This window comes from Spirochaetota bacterium (assembly GCA_017999915.1).
In the GTDB taxonomy this organism is placed as follows: domain Bacteria; phylum Spirochaetota; class UBA4802; order UBA4802; family UBA5550; genus RBG-16-49-21.
Map to the genome: position 1 here is coordinate 251,618 of JAGNKX010000006.1, position 16,223 is coordinate 267,840.

At 49.0% G+C, this 16,223-nt stretch carries 19 protein-coding genes; 7 read left to right on the forward strand and 12 right to left on the reverse strand.

What is annotated here, in order from left to right:
* Positions 1-18 precede the first annotated feature (18 nt).
* Complete coding sequence (locus tag KA369_11110; protein MBP7736512.1) at positions 19-942, forward strand: ABC transporter ATP-binding protein; 924 nt, start codon at positions 19-21, stop codon at positions 940-942.
* Positions 939-1,754 (forward strand): ABC transporter permease, encoded by an 816-nt coding sequence (locus KA369_11115; protein MBP7736513.1) that lies wholly within the window; start codon positions 939-941, stop codon positions 1,752-1,754. Before KA369_11110 ends, KA369_11115 begins: the two co-directional genes overlap by 4 nt.
* 135 nt (positions 1,755-1,889) lie before the next feature.
* Here KA369_11115 and KA369_11120 read toward each other — a convergent pair whose 3' ends face one another.
* Positions 1,890-2,405 (reverse strand): DUF3592 domain-containing protein, encoded by a 516-nt coding sequence (locus KA369_11120; GenBank protein MBP7736514.1) that lies wholly within the window; start codon positions 2,403-2,405, stop codon positions 1,890-1,892.
* Positions 2,406-2,665: 260 nt separating this feature from the next.
* On the opposite strand from KA369_11120, the gene KA369_11125 reads away from it, so the two are divergent.
* On the forward strand, positions 2,666-2,875 hold the full coding sequence (locus KA369_11125) for an SUMF1/EgtB/PvdO family nonheme iron enzyme (GenBank protein ID MBP7736515.1): 210 nt from the start codon (positions 2,666-2,668) through the stop codon (positions 2,873-2,875).
* A gap of 239 nt (positions 2,876-3,114) precedes the next feature.
* Here the strand turns inward: KA369_11125 and KA369_11130 are convergent, their stop codons facing one another.
* The 4 genes from KA369_11130 to KA369_11145 all read right to left on the reverse strand — a co-directional run bounded on the left by KA369_11130 (position 3,115) and on the right by KA369_11145 (position 5,775).
* The gene (locus KA369_11130) at positions 3,115-3,474 is read right to left on the reverse strand and encodes a hypothetical protein (GenBank protein ID MBP7736516.1); all 360 of its coding nucleotides are present in this window, start codon (positions 3,472-3,474) and stop codon (positions 3,115-3,117) included.
* Between the two features lie 25 nt (positions 3,475-3,499).
* The gene (locus tag KA369_11135) at positions 3,500-4,000 is read right to left on the reverse strand and encodes a hypothetical protein (protein ID MBP7736517.1); all 501 of its coding nucleotides are present in this window, start codon (positions 3,998-4,000) and stop codon (positions 3,500-3,502) included.
* A gap of 62 nt (positions 4,001-4,062) precedes the next feature.
* Entirely contained in the window at positions 4,063-4,722 is a 660-nt protein-coding gene (locus tag KA369_11140) for a TetR/AcrR family transcriptional regulator (protein MBP7736518.1), read from the reverse strand.
* A gap of 156 nt (positions 4,723-4,878) precedes the next feature.
* Positions 4,879-5,775: an SDR family NAD(P)-dependent oxidoreductase gene (locus tag KA369_11145; protein ID MBP7736519.1), complete on the reverse strand. Its 897-nt coding sequence runs from the start codon at positions 5,773-5,775 to the stop codon at positions 4,879-4,881.
* A 147-nt stretch (positions 5,776-5,922) separates the two neighbouring features.
* Between KA369_11145 and KA369_11150 the strand changes: the two genes are divergently transcribed.
* From KA369_11150 to KA369_11160, 3 genes are all read left to right on the forward strand, one after another.
* Complete coding sequence (locus KA369_11150) at positions 5,923-6,495, forward strand: TetR/AcrR family transcriptional regulator (protein ID MBP7736520.1); 573 nt, start codon at positions 5,923-5,925, stop codon at positions 6,493-6,495.
* Positions 6,496-6,712: 217 nt separating this feature from the next.
* On the forward strand, positions 6,713-7,717 hold the full coding sequence (locus KA369_11155; GenBank protein ID MBP7736521.1) for an FAD-dependent oxidoreductase: 1,005 nt from the start codon (positions 6,713-6,715) through the stop codon (positions 7,715-7,717).
* 11 nt (positions 7,718-7,728) lie between these two features.
* A complete protein-coding gene (locus KA369_11160) occupies positions 7,729-8,370 on the forward strand; it encodes a thioredoxin family protein (GenBank protein ID MBP7736522.1) in 642 nt (213 codons plus the stop codon).
* Positions 8,371-8,453: 83 nt separating this feature from the next.
* Here the strand turns inward: KA369_11160 and KA369_11165 are convergent, their stop codons facing one another.
* The 7 genes from KA369_11165 to KA369_11195 form a co-directional block, all read right to left on the reverse strand.
* Positions 8,454-9,197, reverse strand: a complete 744-nt coding sequence (locus tag KA369_11165) for a transglutaminase family protein (protein MBP7736523.1) — start codon at positions 9,195-9,197, stop codon at positions 8,454-8,456.
* Positions 9,198-9,237: 40 nt separating this feature from the next.
* On the reverse strand, positions 9,238-10,029 hold the full coding sequence (locus tag KA369_11170; protein ID MBP7736524.1) for a helix-turn-helix transcriptional regulator: 792 nt from the start codon (positions 10,027-10,029) through the stop codon (positions 9,238-9,240).
* A 122-nt stretch (positions 10,030-10,151) separates the two neighbouring features.
* On the reverse strand, positions 10,152-10,802 hold the full coding sequence (locus KA369_11175; GenBank protein ID MBP7736525.1) for a hypothetical protein: 651 nt from the start codon (positions 10,800-10,802) through the stop codon (positions 10,152-10,154).
* 28 nt (positions 10,803-10,830) lie between these two features.
* Positions 10,831-11,997: an alpha/beta hydrolase gene (locus KA369_11180; GenBank protein ID MBP7736526.1), complete on the reverse strand. Its 1,167-nt coding sequence runs from the start codon at positions 11,995-11,997 to the stop codon at positions 10,831-10,833.
* 66 nt (positions 11,998-12,063) lie between these two features.
* Positions 12,064-12,507, reverse strand: a complete 444-nt coding sequence (locus tag KA369_11185) for a winged helix-turn-helix transcriptional regulator (protein MBP7736527.1) — start codon at positions 12,505-12,507, stop codon at positions 12,064-12,066.
* Positions 12,508-12,860: 353 nt separating this feature from the next.
* Complete coding sequence (locus tag KA369_11190; GenBank protein MBP7736528.1) at positions 12,861-13,634, reverse strand: peroxiredoxin; 774 nt, start codon at positions 13,632-13,634, stop codon at positions 12,861-12,863.
* Between the two features lie 367 nt (positions 13,635-14,001).
* The gene (locus tag KA369_11195; GenBank protein ID MBP7736529.1) at positions 14,002-14,307 is read right to left on the reverse strand and encodes an EF-hand domain-containing protein; all 306 of its coding nucleotides are present in this window, start codon (positions 14,305-14,307) and stop codon (positions 14,002-14,004) included.
* 360 nt (positions 14,308-14,667) lie between these two features.
* Between KA369_11195 and KA369_11200 the strand changes: the two genes are divergently transcribed.
* Positions 14,668-16,092 carry a tetrathionate reductase family octaheme c-type cytochrome gene (locus KA369_11200; protein ID MBP7736530.1) on the forward strand — a complete coding sequence of 475 codons (1,425 nt, stop codon included), beginning with the start codon at positions 14,668-14,670 and terminating at the stop codon, positions 16,090-16,092.
* The last annotated feature ends 131 nt before the right edge of the window (positions 16,093-16,223 follow it).

Consider the following 16,223-nt stretch of genomic DNA (forward strand, 5'->3'; position numbering starts at 1 on the left):
CTGAAAGGAGAGGCGCCGATGGAAGATATCATTAAAACGGTAAATCTTACCAAGCATTACGGCAGGGTCGGGGCCGTGGAAGGCCTTTCCCTGTCGATCCGGCGCGGTGAAGTTTACGCCTTCCTGGGTTTGAACGGGGCCGGGAAGACAACAACCATCCGGATGCTTCTCGGTATGATCCGCCCCACCGGGGGCGAATCGTTTATTGACGGGACCAGGGTCGACGCGGGCAGCTACCGCCTCTGGGAAGACATAGGCTACCTGGTGGAAGTCCCCTATTCATACTCGCAATTGACCGTACGGGAAAATCTTGATCTTGTCCGGAAGCTCAGGGGAATAGATGACGGTAAACGCGTCGATGAGATCATCGACATGCTCGGCCTCGGCCCTTACCGTGACAGAAAGGCCAGGGCCCTTTCCCTCGGCAACGCCCAGCGACTGGGTCTGGCCAAGGCCATGATCCATGAACCGGCGATACTGATGCTGGATGAGCCGGCCAACGGGTTGGACCCGGCCGGGATAGTCGAAATCAGGGGGCTTCTCCGGAACCTGGCGGAAGAGAAGGGGGTGACGGTGTTCATTTCGAGCCATATTCTCGGGGAAGTCGCCAGGCTGGCTGACAGGATCGGCATCATCCATGAAGGTAAACTGGTGCAGGAAGTCAATGCGGGGGAGCTTCATATGTATCTGAGGAAAAGACTGCTGGTGGATTCCCGCGACCGGAAGGCGCTCTCCGCCCGCCTGGGTCAGATGGGGTATGCGGCCGCCTATGCAGAAGAAGGGGTTCTTGAGGTGCGGGAGGACGATGCCTGCGGCAACCCGGAACTGGTCAATGAGCGCCTGGTGAAAGCGGGAGTGCTTCCGACGCTGCTGCAGGTGGAGGAGGAAGACCTGGAAAGCTACTTTCTCAGGGTAATTGGCGTGGAAGGAGGTGCCGCATGAACCGGTTCGCCGAGGGAAAAAAGAAGGGGATCCTCAGATCGCTGTCCGCGGTGGTGGAAACGGAGATCACAAAGGCGTACCGATCGCCGATGTTCTGGATCACCATCATCGGGATGATTTTTATCCCGATGATGTTCGGTCTCATGATGTTCATAAAAAAATATCCAGAGCTGGCGCAGAGCAGCCTTTTTCTCAGCAAGGCAAAAATGATCGAAGGAGATTCAAGCTGGCAGACCTATTTCGGCCTCTTTTCGCAGATGATCAGCGGCGCGGGCATGGTCGTGTTCGGCTTTGCCGCGAGCTGGATATTCGGCCGGGAGTATTCAGACCGCACCATCAAGGACCTGCTGGCCCTGCCTGTCCCGAGACAGGTAATGGTTGCGGGTAAATTGATCGTCCTGTCCGCCTGGAGCGCGGTCCTGTTTATGATAGGAACTATTACGGCGATCATACTGGGGCTGCTGCTGGAATTGTCCGGATGGTCGCAATCGTACCTGGTCCGGTGCGCGGGGGTCTTCTCGATATCGATCCTCCTCGACGTAGGCCTGTGCATGGTGACCGCATTCATAGCATGCTGGGCGCGGGGATATCTCGCTCCCGTCGGGTTTGTTTTCGTGACGATGATCCTGGCAAACTTTTTCAGCATGCTCGGTTACGGGACCGTCTACCCGTGGGGAATACCGATGATGTACGCCATGAAAGGAACGGAGGGTGTGGCCGTCCCCTTCTACAGCATTGTCATTGTCGCGGTAACCAGCGCACTGGGACTGGCGGTGCTATTGCTCTGGTGGCGTTATGCGGATCAGAATTGACAATGGTCCGGAGTTTTTTCCTTTTAGCATCAGGGAACGGGCTGATGGATTGTCCGGGATATTACCGGCAGCAGGAAATCAGGCTCATGGGAACGATCGCCGCCATTGATGCTTGCCGATTCCCGTCATGTATGATTATCCGGTCCGTTTCCTGATAACCAATCCCGCCAGGTATAGGCCGTAGCCCAAGAATCCCAGCCCCATCAGTATGAAGATATAATTCTCTTCACTCCCCTTCGTCTCCAGGACTGATTCTTCCGGAGCGCGCGGATTGTAATGAACCTCAACAGTTCTTTCTCCGCAATATTCCCTGGCTTTCTTCTCCCAGTAGCTCCGGTCCCCGGTCCGGGGCCCGAAGTAAAACCTCCGCCCCCGGTGCGGCACGCCGGCAACCTCGTAATCATATTCCACTTCAAGATCATAGCTCACCGAATCGCTGCGGCTTCCATACCCGTAGCGCCCACCGGCGGATGAGCTCCGGTGCTTTGCCACGCGGCACGTTGCAAGTTTTCCCGATGTCGACGGCCAGTACGCGCTGTCATCGGCGGCCCTGATCAGATAAATGAAATAGCCCAGGGTTGCGATGCCGCCGGTTAGACACAGCAGGGCCAGGACCGAAAGGGGCTTGTTGGCCGGGAGCTTTTTCGGCATTACCTGTTCTCCCGCGACCCGGCCGGTTCCCCGGCCATGGTCGTCGGAAGGAGCGCGCCGCAGCTGGGTTCCGGCTTCCCTCGCCGGATGAATGGGAGCTCGTGGCGCGCTGGAGGATCGATTCCACGTACACGGTTGGCGGATACGCCAATCCCTATTTTACCTAGGGCAATTCCGCGAGCGGGGCGCGGGCTTATGGTCTTGTTGCAATACAATTGGTTGCCTGGATTCTGTTTAACAGCGTCAATTCCACGCACGCGGTGAAGGGATTGGCCGCGAACAGCCTGGACCTCAACGACATGAGCGGGAATGTAAATGAATGGTGCTTTGCGAAGATTTCAAATGCAACCATTTTAATGGGCGGGCATTATTTTTCTGACATGTCCGATATTTACATTGGATATCGGCCCGCCGATTTGGTGAATAGTAGTAATAAATTCCGCGGCTTCCGTATCGCCAGGACAGAGTGAGCTCCCGGCGCCGCCGCTGGGGCGATAGGGCCGTTAACCCCTAACCCCCGGCCCCTTCCACCCTGGCAAGGGAGAAGGGGAGCGAGAACCGTTGGACGCTTCTTCGGTGAAAGACGTTTTCCGGTGCGGGAAGGGGTCGTGATTATTGAAATATACTCACCTTTATTTCGAAAATAGTTCCATGGCAATTATTAAAATATTTGTTTCCCTCAGGCACTCCGGATTGAAGGGATGCGCAATTAAAAATACAGGACAACGATCGAAAACATCATTACCGCTCCCGAACCTGCAGCGACCCAGGTATGATGAAGATATTGGTTCTTTGACGAGCTGTGCGAGCGCTTGCCGTCGATCTTAGCGGACACAATTGATCCGATGAAGCCGGCGGTGGAGACAAGCCCGAGGATAACATGGGCGTCATACTTCGACATGCTCTTGTCGAGGCTGAATATGTTTCCGTACTGGATGAATCCGGAGGTGCACGCGCCGACTGCCAATGCCGCGGTCCCATAAGACGCGACCCCGTGAATAATCCGCTGCGCGCGGGACGGTTTTCTGCCCCGGTCGCGATCAAGGTGGTCGATGATCCCGGTGGTCATGGCGGCAGAATCTGACGGTGTTCAATTACTCGCTGCTTTTCTTCCTCCATGGTTTTAAGACCGAGATAAATACGGCTAAAATGATAGTGGCGACCTGAAATCCCCCCAGGTACCACAGGATATGTTTGGTATTGATGTAACTCTGGTTCATCAACGCATTCATTCCTTCCGCTTTCGAGAGTGGCGGTAGGCTATTCAGCCATGGCCCGAGAAAAAAGGTTCCTGATATGATTCCCCAAAGCGTGATGATCCATTTAACGGTAATCCATCTATGCTTAAACCAACCCCAATTGGTAAAAACCGAATATAGTGTCCCGGTAAGAAAACATCCTATAGCTCCGGTAATGATGATAAAATCATCAATAAATTTCATGGATGAATCAATCCCGTATAGATCCATTCCTTCTTCCGCCTGCAAAAAAAGATTTATCGAAAGAAGGCTGATTGCTCCGCCTACCCATGCACAGCAGAAAAACACATGAAAGCATTTTAGCCATCGCTGGCCTTTGGGGCTTATCTTTCTCATAGTCATTTACTCCTCTTTGAATTACGCTTCATTCACAAAGACAAAATCAAGGGAGGGCGATTTTACAAAGTTATTCCGCCCTTGTGGTGGCCGTTACCGTATCCATAAAGCTGGAGCTTGGTGATTTCCTCCGCGAGATACGGAATGTCAGGCTCGGCGTCGCCGAAAAAATTATTCATTATAACCATCATAATGGAGCCGATCACCGCCTGCACGGCTATCATCATGTTAACGTCACCCAGCAGGTCAAGCTTCCGGAAAATGGAAAGCTCGGTCTCGACCTGGTTTTTTATGATATTGTAAATGTTGAGCAGGATTTTATTGATCTCGGGGTCGATACCGTAGGATTCGAAAAGGATGATGCGGAAGAGATTCTTTTCGTCCCTCACCGCCTCGAAAAACCTCCTGTTTTTCCTGAGGATATAATGGTAGAGGTCAAGATCGCGGCTTTGGGCATCATTCATCGCTTCGACTTGAATCGGGCTGATGATCTTCAGGATATTTCCCATCGCATCGATTATGACTTCCCTGAATACTTCCTGCTTTCCGCTGAAATGCATGTATAGCGTGCCCTGGGCGATATTGCATGCCTTGAGGATGTCCCCGATGCTTGTGTTGTGGTAGCCTTTTTCAGCAAATACGGCTTTCGCTTTTGCGACAATTTCTTCTTTTCTGAGGGCCTTGCTCATATAGGCCCGCTTGGGCCTTGTTTTCTTTTCCATAGGCGGCATGCTAATATGTACTAAATATGTAAATAAATTACATATTTAGTACATTATCGTCAACCGTTTTTTAGCTTATATATCGAAAAAATATCTCGCTATACTTGTTTGTGGCGGCCGCCGAATTGGAAAAGGAATAACAAAACAAGTATGGAATTATTTCCGGAAGCGTTCAACTATTCGCAGCGATTGTTCATAGACGTCGGCGCCGATTTTGGGATTCCTGACCATTTCTTCCCAAACATGTCTGCATGGTTTTTTATCGTAGGAGAAGATCGTTCCGCTGGGATAGGGAAGGCTTGCTTCTGTCATGATCCAAGCTGCGGCTGAGGCGCTTTTTTTCGTGCTGGAAGTATCGGGAAGGAACGTGCCTGCTATCGGCAGGACATTGCTCCACATGAACCGCATGATGGGGCTTTGGGTTCTTGCCAGACCTGTTCCCGGCATTAGTCCCGGATCCAATACAAAAGCCTGATATGTTTTGTCGCGGCGAGCCAGCTCAACAGCAGTCACGGTAACTAAAAATTTTGATGTGGCATAACGGTCCATATTCCGCCGGGTAATGCTTCCGGTGGATGATCCGCCGCTCGCCAGGTCCTGGACGGACGTGTATCGCGCTCCGCGGAAGCCAAACATGGCGGCGGTTTTGTGTTTTGGATTGTGCGTTCCGCTCCCCATGAACAGCACCTTTCCCCCGGAGAGGTGCTTCTCCAGTCCGATCGTCAGCAGGAACACCGCCAGGTGGTTGACGGCAATGGTCTCCTCGAGAGAATCAGCTGTGAAGCTCTCCCGGGTGCTGAACTGGACGCCGGCGTTGTTGACCAGGCCGTCGAGTTTTGATCGCCATTTCCTGACAAAAGCCCCTACATTCCCCAAAGATGATAAATCCAGATGCACCGCCGATACGTTTTTCCCGAGCTGCCGTGCTATCTCCAGCCCCCTGTTCAGGTTCCTCACCGCCATGATAACCTGAGTATCAGGATTTTGCGCCAGCTGTGATGCGATTTCCAACCCGAGGCCGGAGGTTGTTCCGGTAATCATAATTTTTTTCATAGTTGTTTGTTCCTAAAAGTTAAGTTGACACTGTCAACATCAAGGTACTATAATATGTTGACAGTGTCAACAAAATGATGTAATTTTTTTGGGTTTGACTTGAAATTTGATAAGCTATATTTTTGAGATAATTCCCGGGGATAATACATGGGCAATGATACCAAACAAATCCTTCTTAAAGCTACACGCGATCTTATTGATAAACAAGGAATCGCGGAAATATCAATGAGAACCGTGGGTAAAGCCGCACATTTATCACGGGGGGCTTTATACCGGCATTTTGATAATAAAGAGTCATTATTGGCTGCCATAGTTATTGAAAATTTTCATATCATGAAGGAGAAATTCGCCGAGCTTGAAGAAAAAATAAGAAATCCACGGCAGCTATTGTTCGAGTTAAGCATTCAATATTACAATTTCGGGATAAATAACCCGGATCACTACCAGCTTATGTTTAATACCAAATGGGATGAGGATAAATACCCTGATGTCAAGCAGGCGGCCATCGACGTGTTTAATAAGTTTATCTTTTTTGTTTCCATGGCATTGAAATCAAGGCAGTTGAATCAGAAATTATTGCTGGAAAAGACGGCGGTTTTATATGCGTGCATACATGGCGTCGTGGAATTACACCTGGCGGGTCATAACAAACCAGAAAAAGGCCTGAATGATATTACGCCTTTGATAAACCACGCACTTGATTCAATCATAAAGAAATAATTTACCGCCCAATCAAATATTCTCGGGACTGGCGCATGTTCAGCCTGAAAACGACAAAAGGCGGGGCCGAGCAACCCCGCCTTCCCGGTGTCTGAGATTGGAGGTGACCATAAGTCAGTGATTATATAAAATATTTGACAATATGCATTCGTGAAATTATTTTTTATACCATAAACGCTGCAAAAAAGGCGACTTCTGAAATCGAATTGAAGCGGAAATGCTCGTTTCACGGAGGATTGAAATAGATTTTAACCTCAACGCGGTTTCATTCTTGAATGAAAAAAACGCCGCTTCCCTGGATTCGGAGCGGATCTACGATGTTGTCATCATTGGCGGCGGCCCCGCGGGTCTGACCGCCGCGGTCTATTGCATGCGCAAGGGCGTTGACGCCGCCCTTATCGTCAAGCACGTGGGTGGGCAGATGGCGGAGACGTCCGCCATCGAAAACTACATGGGCTATCGCCACATAAACGGCCTGGACCTTGTGGACAAGTTCCAGGAGCAGGTACGGCAGTTTAGCATTGGCTATGGCGAAGGCGTCGGAGTGGCATCGACCGAGGATGGTCCGATAAAGACAATTAAGCTCGATGACGAGCGGTTCGTCAGGGGGAGAGCGCTTATCATCGCTTCCGGCAAGTCATGGAGAAAGCTGGGGGTTCCCGGAGAGCAAAAGCTGACCGGCCGCGGGGTTGCCTATTGCACGATATGCGACGCCCCTCTCTTCGCGGGAAAGAGGGTCGTGGTTGTGGGCGGCGGAAACTCCGGGGTGGAGGCCGCGATCGATCTTGCGGCCATCGCGGGAGAGGTCATCGTGGTGCAGAACCTTGACCGGTTGACCGCGGATAAGATACTCACGGAAAAACTGGCCGCGTTCGGCAACGTGCGGTATATGTATAAAAGCTCGGTGAGGGAAATAAAAGGCGAAAACGCCGTGACTTCGGTTGTTCTTGAAAATGCGGCGACCGGCGAGGCCATGGAGGTCGCCGCCGATGGGATCTTCATAGAAATTGGCCTTGAGCCGAACAGCGGTTTTGCCAGGGGCATCGTTGAAATGAATGATGCCGGCGAGATCGTGGTGGACTGCGCCTGCAGGACAAGCAGAGCCGGTGTCTTCGCCGCGGGTGATGTCACCACGGTGCCATACAAGCAGATCATAATCGCGGGAGGGGAGGGTGCGAAGGCGGCCCTTTCCGCGTGCGACTATCTGAAAAAAATGGAATAAGGAGGCGCTCCATGGCTCTTTTTGACGACAAGGTCCGGCGGCAATTGAAGAATATACTCGACACCATGAAGGATGGCGTGCGTCTTCTTTATTTCACGCAGGAAATCGAATGCCAGGTCTGCGGCGATACGCGGAAGTTCGTGGAGGAAATCGGCTCCCTTGGCGGCAAGCTTGAGGTCGCAATCCATGATTTTGTCGCTGATGGCGCGCTGGCGGCGCGCTACGGAATCGACAAGATACCGGCGATAGTCCTGCTCGACGCAGGCGACAATGACCGGGGCGTCAGGTTTTTCGGCCTTCCCGGCGGATACGAGATCAACTCCTTCATTGGCGCGATAATCGAGTTGTCCGGCAGAAGGGAGCCCCTCCCGGATGATATCGCAAAGCGGGTGAAGGCGGTATCAAAGGATGTCCACATCCAGGTCTTCGTGAGCCTCGCCTGCCCCCTATGCCCATCGGCCGTGGCGACCGCCCACAGGCTGGCAATGGAGAGCGACAGGATCAGGGCCGATATGATAGACGCGAATGCCTTCATGCCCCAGGCGATAAAGCATCATGTAACCGGCGTGCCGAAGATCATTTTCAACGAAAAACTCGAGCTCGTGGGAGCCCATCCCGTGACGGCGTTTCTCGATACGATTGAAAAGCTCTGAGGCCCCGTGCGATCAACATTTGGCGCTTCTTTGTCGGATGTCGCGAATTATTGAAAGGGGCCGCTCCTGGCATATTAATGCTCTCAGACATTTGCCGCGTGTAATGCCGGCGACCCGCACAATCCCGAAGAGCATTCCGATCTCATCCGCGCAATCTTCTTGTTCACCGTCCTTGGAATGAAGAGCCGGTAGACCAGTAACTTGATGGCATTAGGCCGGTTTTTATAGAGATCGGTCGCATAGTAATAACCGGGATCTTCCCAAACGCCATGATCCTCGACAACCGCATCCATCTGCACGAATTTTTCAGCATCCAGATTGAATTCGGCGCTTGACTCGCCGCTGGAGCAGGAGATTGAATATCCGGTATCCCATCCGTTTTCCCTGAGCTTTTTCCTCCCTGCGAGATAGAAGGGCTGGTCATTGATATACGAGTCTATTCGTATCCATTTACCGTCAACATGGACATCGATCCAGCTGTGAGACAGCAGGGGAGGGAGGAGCCGGTAAAAGATGCCGGTGAAGAGTCCAGCCTGAATTTCCTTTCTGATTAGAGAAAAATGAATACGTGCCGGTATGCTGACCGCTTTGCATAATGCCAGGAACAATGTTCCTTTATTATTGCACTGGCCCATGCCGAGTTTAATGATTTCGGATGCCTTGATAATATCACCGTCTGCGGTGAAGCCGAAATCTATATCGTCCCTCACGTAGTAAAATAATTTTTCAAGTTTGCCCCGAATCGTTGTTTCACCTCTGACAAGATCCGCCGCTTTTGATTTGACCATTGGATCGTCATAATCAGACAGAATCCGGATATTTTTCATAATTGTTCCTCCAAGAAGATTTTACTCAATTATGAAAATATCAATCACTGCTAATTATGACTTGAATGAACCTGCTGTTTTTATAATTTTTAAATATTCTGAGGAGGGTAACGCCGAACATTTTTTTAAATGTCCTGCTTAAATGCGCGGAATCCGAGAATCCCGCTTCATGGGCGGCGTCGGTAAATGAAATGCCAGTGGTTATCAGTCTCAGCGCGTCCCGCAGACGGCACCAGAGCAGGTATTGCCGTATGGGTATTCCGACCTCCTCGGAAAAAAGATGCATGAGCCTGCTTTCTGAAATGCCGACGGATTCCGCCAATTCCCGTATCGGGGCTTTTTTTTCATGAAGATTACTTATCCTTTCGATAACATGCTGAATTTTTTCATTGATACATACGCCCGGTCTGTCATTGCAGGCGAGACCGTCGACAATACGATTGAATAAAGTTTCTGCCTCAGTACATGCAGTGGGATTTCGGATTAATTTTTCCAGGTCCCGCAGGTGCGGCGCAAGCAGGGCCCTGTCAATTTCGCGGAGGCCGGTATCCCGCAAGTGGTTCTTCCTGATAAGCCGTGCCGCATCCGATTCTGAATCCAGGAGAAGAATCGCGACCCAGTTGTCACCGGCATCGAGCTGATGATCCCTGTCGGCGTCCAGTATCAGCGCGAGCGTTTCATGCCATGTATTGCCGTATTTGAATCTGAATGGACCGCCCAGGGAAACAAGTACCTGCACAAGGTGGTGGCGGTGCACCTCGGTATCTGTCGATTTCCCCAGGAAGAGAACGTTGTAATGGAAAAAATAGAGTATCAACTTTGTTTCTGACATATTAAATGATTCAGCCTTGTAATTTCCGGGATTTTTCAATCATTATTTATATTGTCCGGTTATTGTGGGAAGCGGAATGCGTCATTTTTTAATATACCGGATAACAGGAACGCCTGATTGATTCAGCTAGGCTTTCCTTTCGTTTCATCAAGGATGCTATGAGAGAATAAAGCAATATGTATTCCATGTTTTTTTAGAATCTTTTGGATCTCCGATATGAACAACCCTTTTTGGCTAACAAGACATGTTTTATACATTTGATCATTCATCTGATTTCTGTCAACTGCCTCGGGAGTCAATGAGGCAAAAAAATCAAAAGACTTTCCCATGTCCAGGCTGGCATTGACGCCGCAGGAGGGGGAGCCGTCTATGCCGACTATCCCTATTATCTGGAAACCGGATTTATGATAATCAATCAGATTTCTCACGGTGTTTCGTGCGATCCGCTTATACATGAATTTTGTATAAAAAATAAATAACGGGAGCAGGATAATCCGAAATTTATAGAAAAGGCCTGGTTTTGAGCCAAAACCAAGCCACATATATTTTTTCAAGACGCCTCCCCATGCTTGTTGTTCCGGGCATGGCATTTGAACGATTCCGTAACCCTTATCAAGGGCGGTTTCGATTATACCCGGTACGATGCCTTTGTAAAAGGCCCCTCCCATATATCTCGTGTTTTGATTCAACATGCAATGAGATAGTATTATGATCTTGTTGCTTCGTTCATCGGCCAGTTTATTTCTTAATTCATTTAACAAGTGTTTATTCATGGGAATCCTCAATTGATATTTGTGCTGTTTATTTTATTTCTGAATGCTCCCTGATCCAGCGTGTCATGTATTGAAGCACCAGCGGTATGTTGCCAAAACTGACATGGTTTTCCCCGTGTTCATGCTTTGTGAATATTCTCCCGGTAAACGACCTGACATTGACAAGTTTCCGCGCCTGTATGAAAAAATCTCCGGCTGGAATGAAATGGTCATGGGTGCTGCCGATCAACAGAAAATCCTGCCGGACCAGGTGTGAAATGTTTTTCATGGAATATAGCTTGAGCTTTTTAAAATATTCATAAGGACTTTTCGCTCCCAGAACGCTCATTCCATGCTCAATCCCCCATTTTGCATAGGTATCTTTTCTCATTTTTATCCGGGATATGGCATTCACAATAAATGATGCTTTCAGTGGAAGCAGTAACTTGAGCATGATTTCCAATAATTTCCCTCGGCGTGATACAACAACATCAAAGAAATCATACATGACTCCCCAGGCGATGATTCGCTTGACCCGATGTTCGAATGCTCCCGCACGCGGGGCGAGATAACCGCCCAGGGAAAGACCGATAAGGGTGACATTGTCAAGGCTGAAATAGTCCAGCACCGCTTTCACCGGCTTTTCCCATTCATGGGTCATCGGCAGTTTGCCTGAATAAAGGGCGTCCCCCTGTCCCGGCCCCTCGAAGATGTATAACTCAAGGCCCGCATTGCGGAAAAAGTGAACCATGGGAATGAGCTCCTCTTTCAATGAATCATATCCGAGATGAGCCACAACGATGTTTGTTTCGCCATCCTTCTTCGCCGGTTTGGAATGCCATACCGGAATAAACCCGCCTTCATAAGGAACCTTTATTTCCCGGATGATCCCCGATGTGAAGTCATGCCCGTATAATTCATTTATGAGCGCCTTGTATGAAGCATACGTGGCGTTCTTGTTGGGGTCACCCGGTGAAATATAAAAATTCGCCGCGCGGTAATAGGCGGAAGCCTGGAGCGCGCGTTTTCCGGCTTCCGCTTTCTTTGCCAGTCTCATGAACTCATTTATCCAATCATCGAGGGTCTTAATCCCGGCAGAAACCTCTTTTATTTCTTCAAGGTCTCCCCCGTTTATTGAATAGATTCGGTTGAACTGGTAATTCATGTTCGGCTCCTCGTGGAAGAAATGGGTTCCTATTCTTGGCTCTTTTTTCATATGCATACCTCCTGGTGGATTATATTTGCAAAATAGTATAGCAGCTAAACTAAAAGATAAAAAAAATCAGCCGGCAGATCCCAGGGTCAGATATGAATCGACATGTTCTTCAATGGTGCCCAGCATTTGCCGGAACTGTTCAACCTGTTTTGGCGTAATGTCGGCCGCTTTTGCGATCAGGCTGCGATCCATTTCTTCGTGAAGGTGTACATGGGAATCAAATGCCTTGCGGCCCTTTGCGGTAAGAGTGAGAATTCTTTCTTTTCCTGAATCGACGCTCCGGTTTTTTGTCACATATCCTTTCCGGGATAGCTTGCCCACAACCTGCGATACCGCGCCCTTGGTGACCCCGAACAGCCCGCACAATTCTGTCACGGTAGCTTTCCTCATTTTGCCGATCAGATCGATTGTGTGTATCTCGGTCGGGTACAATAAATCTCCTGTTCCGAAATCAAGTGGCTGTTTGATCAGTTTATTGAATTTGTTCGTCAGCCTGATGAAATCGACCATCATTTCCCTGACTATTTTTTTATCGAGTGCCATGAAAATAGTATAGCTACTAAACCATAAATTGTCAAGTGGAAATGTATATTTTTTTCTTCGATATGAGTTTTTATGTTCGGTTTCTGGATAGTCAACATTGATAATACTTTTCCCTAATTATGGCGGAATCGTCAATCCCGCCTTTTTTACATTCTGGCATGCAGGTGAGACGGGACTCAAGCTGTTGGACACTTCTTTGGTTAATGTTATCAGCCCATTGAAAAAGCCCCCGCAACTGCGAGGGCTTTTTCGATTAAACCGAGAACCAACCTAAGACGGTTTCCTGGATAATGATGATGCGTCTAAACTGCCGTCATTTCCTACTTCCCGGTATCGATTTTATTGATCGGCAGCTTTTTAAAACAGAAAAACCAGTCGTAGCACGTGGTGTCGGCGCTCTTTTTCTCAACGCGCTCTTTTGCGGATCCGCAGGAGCCCGGAGGCGGGACTATAACATCATCACCGGGCTGCCAATCGGCGGGCGTGGCCACTCCCTCCTTGTCGGCCGTCTGCATGGCGATGAGGAGCCGCTTTATTTCCTGAAAATTACGCCCGTTGGAAAGCGGGTAGTAAATCAGGGCGCGAACCTTGCCTTTCGGGTCGATATAGAATACGGCGCGGACGGCCTTCGTGTCGCTGGCACCCGGCTGCAGCATGCCGTACTTTTTCGCGACTTCCATCTTGAGGTCGGCGATGAGCGGGAATGTCACCTCGATATTGGCCATATCCTTGTACTTGACCTTCTCCTTGATCGTCCGCAGCCACGCGATATGGCTGTAAATGCTGTCAATGGAAAGGCCCACCAGCTCGGTATTGAGCGCCTTGAATTCTTTCATCATTTTGGCGAATGTCATGAACTCGGTGGTGCACACGGGCGTGAAATCGGCTGGGTGGCTGAAAAGGATAACCCACTTGCCCTTATAATCCTCCGGGAATTTGATGGTGCCCTGGGTCGTTTCCGCCACAAACGAAGGCGCCGGTGAGCCGATGAGCGGCACGGTTGAGGTTTCCTGACGGGACCCTGCAGAAGGCGCGGTTTGTTCGTTCTTCCCGCAGCCCGGAATCGTTAGGGCCGATGCAGCTAAAATCAGCATAATAATAGCATTACGCCTTAACATAATAAGCCTCCTATTAGTTTAGTAGTTTTAGGATAATTTAAATATGGAAAATTAAGTAATTTAGATGATACTTATATTATTGGCTTTCGTCAACTGTTCCCGCTCGTTTTTAATGATTTTTTGTAATTAATTCAACTTTTTTAGCGTAATATCACAGGGGGATTCAATTGTATCATATCAGGTCAAGAAAGGCCGGTGCGACACCGAAATCGCCTGGAGCCGCAGAAAGGACCACTATGGGCCTTTCAGGTGCTCCCGAGCCGACAGAAACGATCTGACCTGCCTGAGAGGCCGGACTGCCGGCTCGAGAATTTCGACAGACACATCACTGTGCGGATAACTATTATCTGTTCCTGCCTTTACCCTGGCCAGTTCCACGGCCCTTGCCTGAACAGAATTCTTCCATTGTCAGGAATCCATCCTTATTGGCATCCCGGGATTTAAAAATTTCATCGGCGTTGCCTCTGCGGTGCTTTACGGCCCTGAACTCCTGCATGCTTACTTTTCCATCATTATCTGTATCCATGGCTTTAAAGTTTTCCTGGCATCTCAGATAAGGCCTTTCATTCTTCTGGGCAAAAACAACACCCGAGCTGAGGAACATAACGACAGACATAAGAACTATAAGATATGTTCTTAACTTGTTCATAAAATATTCTCCTTCTGGTTATAATTGTTTTTCTTTAAATATATGGGCGTAAGACCCAAGATTTATGGAATAGTTCCATTAAAATATATTTTTTTATAAATTTTGAAATAAATTATTACTGCAGGGTTTTTTCAGATTGGCGGATGGCTTTGCCGGGTTGCTGTAATTCATGGGCGTCAAGACCACTGCCATGTGCCATCATCAAAGGTTAGAAGGCAACATGACATTTGGAATTAAAACTCGCTGTTATTTGGCAATGTAGAACATTTCGGATGCAATAATATTGATGAAAAAAGGTTTTGACTTTATTTCTGGTAACATTGAGTATTATTCTACTAATCATTCTCGTGGGGAAGAATTATGAAACATGGTATTGCTATCATTATGATTATTACCTGTGTATTTTTTTCAGCCAGGGAGATTTTTACAGCTGAAAAGACCCCTCCCCATCATGAAATAAGCGGGGATTTTAAAAACCCGCAGGATGTAACGCGGCAATGCCTCGAATGCCATCCCGAAGCCGGCGATCAGATATTGCAGTCAAGGCACTGGAAATGGCAGGATAAAAAGACAATTAAAAGAGGTAATGCATATATATCAGCAGGTAAAATCAACATACTGAATAATTTCTGCATAGCTCTAACGTCCAACTGGCCGCGGTGTACCAGTTGTCATGCGGGCTATGGCTGGAAAGACAAAAAGTTTGATTTTGCCGACAGGAATAATATCGACTGCTTGGTGTGCCATGACACCACCGGCTTATATGAAAAGCTTCCTACCGGTTCCGGCTATCCGGCACGGGAAAAAACAATAATCGAAAACAAGACGTATAATCCGCCCGACTATCTGACCATCGCGAGAAAGGCGGGGAAATCAAGCAGAAAGAATTGCGGTACCTGTCATTTCTTCGGGGGCGGCGGAGACGCGGTAAAGCACGGGAACATTGATTCGACCCTGCTCAACCCTGACAGGGACAGCGATGTTCACATGGGCAGAAAAAATTATAATTGTTCAAAATGTCATTATCGCACCAACCATGTGTTTGTCGGCAAAATGCACGGTTCGCGAGCCACCGGCGGTAATAACATGGGCTGCAATTCCTGTCATTCCGGCAACGTGCATAAAAACGCGGCTATCAACAGGCATATGGCCCATGTGGCATGCCAGACGTGCCATATACCGCTTTATGCAACGGCAAAACCGACAAAGACCTGGTGGGACTGGTCGGTTGCTGGTCAGGACCGGGCGGACATTAAAAAAGAGCACGGGATGCCCACCTATGATAAAAAGAAGGGTGAATTTAAATGGGTGAAGAACGCAGTGCCGGTCTATCTCTGGTCCGATGGCAGTCAGGATATCACTGTTGAAGGCGACAAGATTAAAAAACCCGGCAAGGAATTCATCCTCAACTGGCAGAACGGCGCCATCAAGGATAAGAATTCAAGGATTATGCCCTTCAAGGTCATGAAGGGTAAGCAGGCCTATGATGTGAAGAACGGTTATATACTCATTCCCAAGCTCTTCGGGCCAGGAGGCTACTGGGCTACATATGATTGGAATAAATCATTTATAGAAGGAATGAAAGCGGCTGATTTGCCCTATTCAGGCTCCTATGACTGGATAGTGACGGTAATGTATTGGCCCGTCAACCACATGGTGCCGCCAAAGGAAAAAGCACTTCAGTGCAACGATTGTCACGGGAAAAACGGCCGCCTTGACTGGAAGGCCCTCGGATACAAGAGTGACCCGAAAAAGAGCGGCGGCAGATTTAAAAAACAGAGATAATAAAAATGAAAAAGGCGGGGTCGTGCAGCCCCGCCTTTTCACGTTCTGGCATGCAGGCAATCAGGGACGATTTTCGAACTCGGTGGTAGAGGAGATTTTGCTGGAAATAATGATCTGGATTGCAGGAAATA

Excerpts from the sequence above, each read along its gene's own strand:
- KA369_11150 (MBP7736520.1), top strand. The coding sequence starts at position 5,923 with ATGGGCAATGATACCAAACAAATCCTTCTTAAAGCTACACGCGATCTT.
- KA369_11120 (MBP7736514.1), bottom strand. The coding sequence starts at position 2,405 with ATGCCGAAAAAGCTCCCGGCCAACAAGCCCCTTTCGGTCCTGGCCCTG.
- KA369_11185 (MBP7736527.1), bottom strand. The coding sequence starts at position 12,507 with ATGGTCGATTTCATCAGGCTGACGAACAAATTCAATAAACTGATCAAA.
- KA369_11175 (MBP7736525.1), bottom strand. The coding sequence starts at position 10,802 with ATGAATAAACACTTGTTAAATGAATTAAGAAATAAACTGGCCGATGAA.
- KA369_11145 (MBP7736519.1), bottom strand. The coding sequence starts at position 5,775 with ATGAAAAAAATTATGATTACCGGAACAACCTCCGGCCTCGGGTTGGAA.
- KA369_11170 (MBP7736524.1), bottom strand. The coding sequence starts at position 10,029 with ATGTCAGAAACAAAGTTGATACTCTATTTTTTCCATTACAACGTTCTC.
- KA369_11130 (MBP7736516.1), bottom strand. The coding sequence starts at position 3,474 with ATGACCACCGGGATCATCGACCACCTTGATCGCGACCGGGGCAGAAAA.
- KA369_11160 (MBP7736522.1), top strand. The coding sequence starts at position 7,729 with ATGGCTCTTTTTGACGACAAGGTCCGGCGGCAATTGAAGAATATACTC.
- KA369_11140 (MBP7736518.1), bottom strand. The coding sequence starts at position 4,722 with ATGGAAAAGAAAACAAGGCCCAAGCGGGCCTATATGAGCAAGGCCCTC.
- KA369_11165 (MBP7736523.1), bottom strand. The coding sequence starts at position 9,197 with ATGAAAAATATCCGGATTCTGTCTGATTATGACGATCCAATGGTCAAA.
- KA369_11195 (MBP7736529.1), bottom strand. The coding sequence starts at position 14,307 with ATGAACAAGTTAAGAACATATCTTATAGTTCTTATGTCTGTCGTTATG.
- KA369_11180 (MBP7736526.1), bottom strand. The coding sequence starts at position 11,997 with ATGAAAAAAGAGCCAAGAATAGGAACCCATTTCTTCCACGAGGAGCCG.
- KA369_11155 (MBP7736521.1), top strand. The coding sequence starts at position 6,713 with ATGCTCGTTTCACGGAGGATTGAAATAGATTTTAACCTCAACGCGGTT.
- KA369_11110 (MBP7736512.1), top strand. The coding sequence starts at position 19 with ATGGAAGATATCATTAAAACGGTAAATCTTACCAAGCATTACGGCAGG.
- KA369_11200 (MBP7736530.1), top strand. The coding sequence starts at position 14,668 with ATGAAACATGGTATTGCTATCATTATGATTATTACCTGTGTATTTTTT.
- KA369_11115 (MBP7736513.1), top strand. The coding sequence starts at position 939 with ATGAACCGGTTCGCCGAGGGAAAAAAGAAGGGGATCCTCAGATCGCTG.
- KA369_11190 (MBP7736528.1), bottom strand. The coding sequence starts at position 13,634 with ATGCTGATTTTAGCTGCATCGGCCCTAACGATTCCGGGCTGCGGGAAG.
- KA369_11135 (MBP7736517.1), bottom strand. The coding sequence starts at position 4,000 with ATGAGAAAGATAAGCCCCAAAGGCCAGCGATGGCTAAAATGCTTTCAT.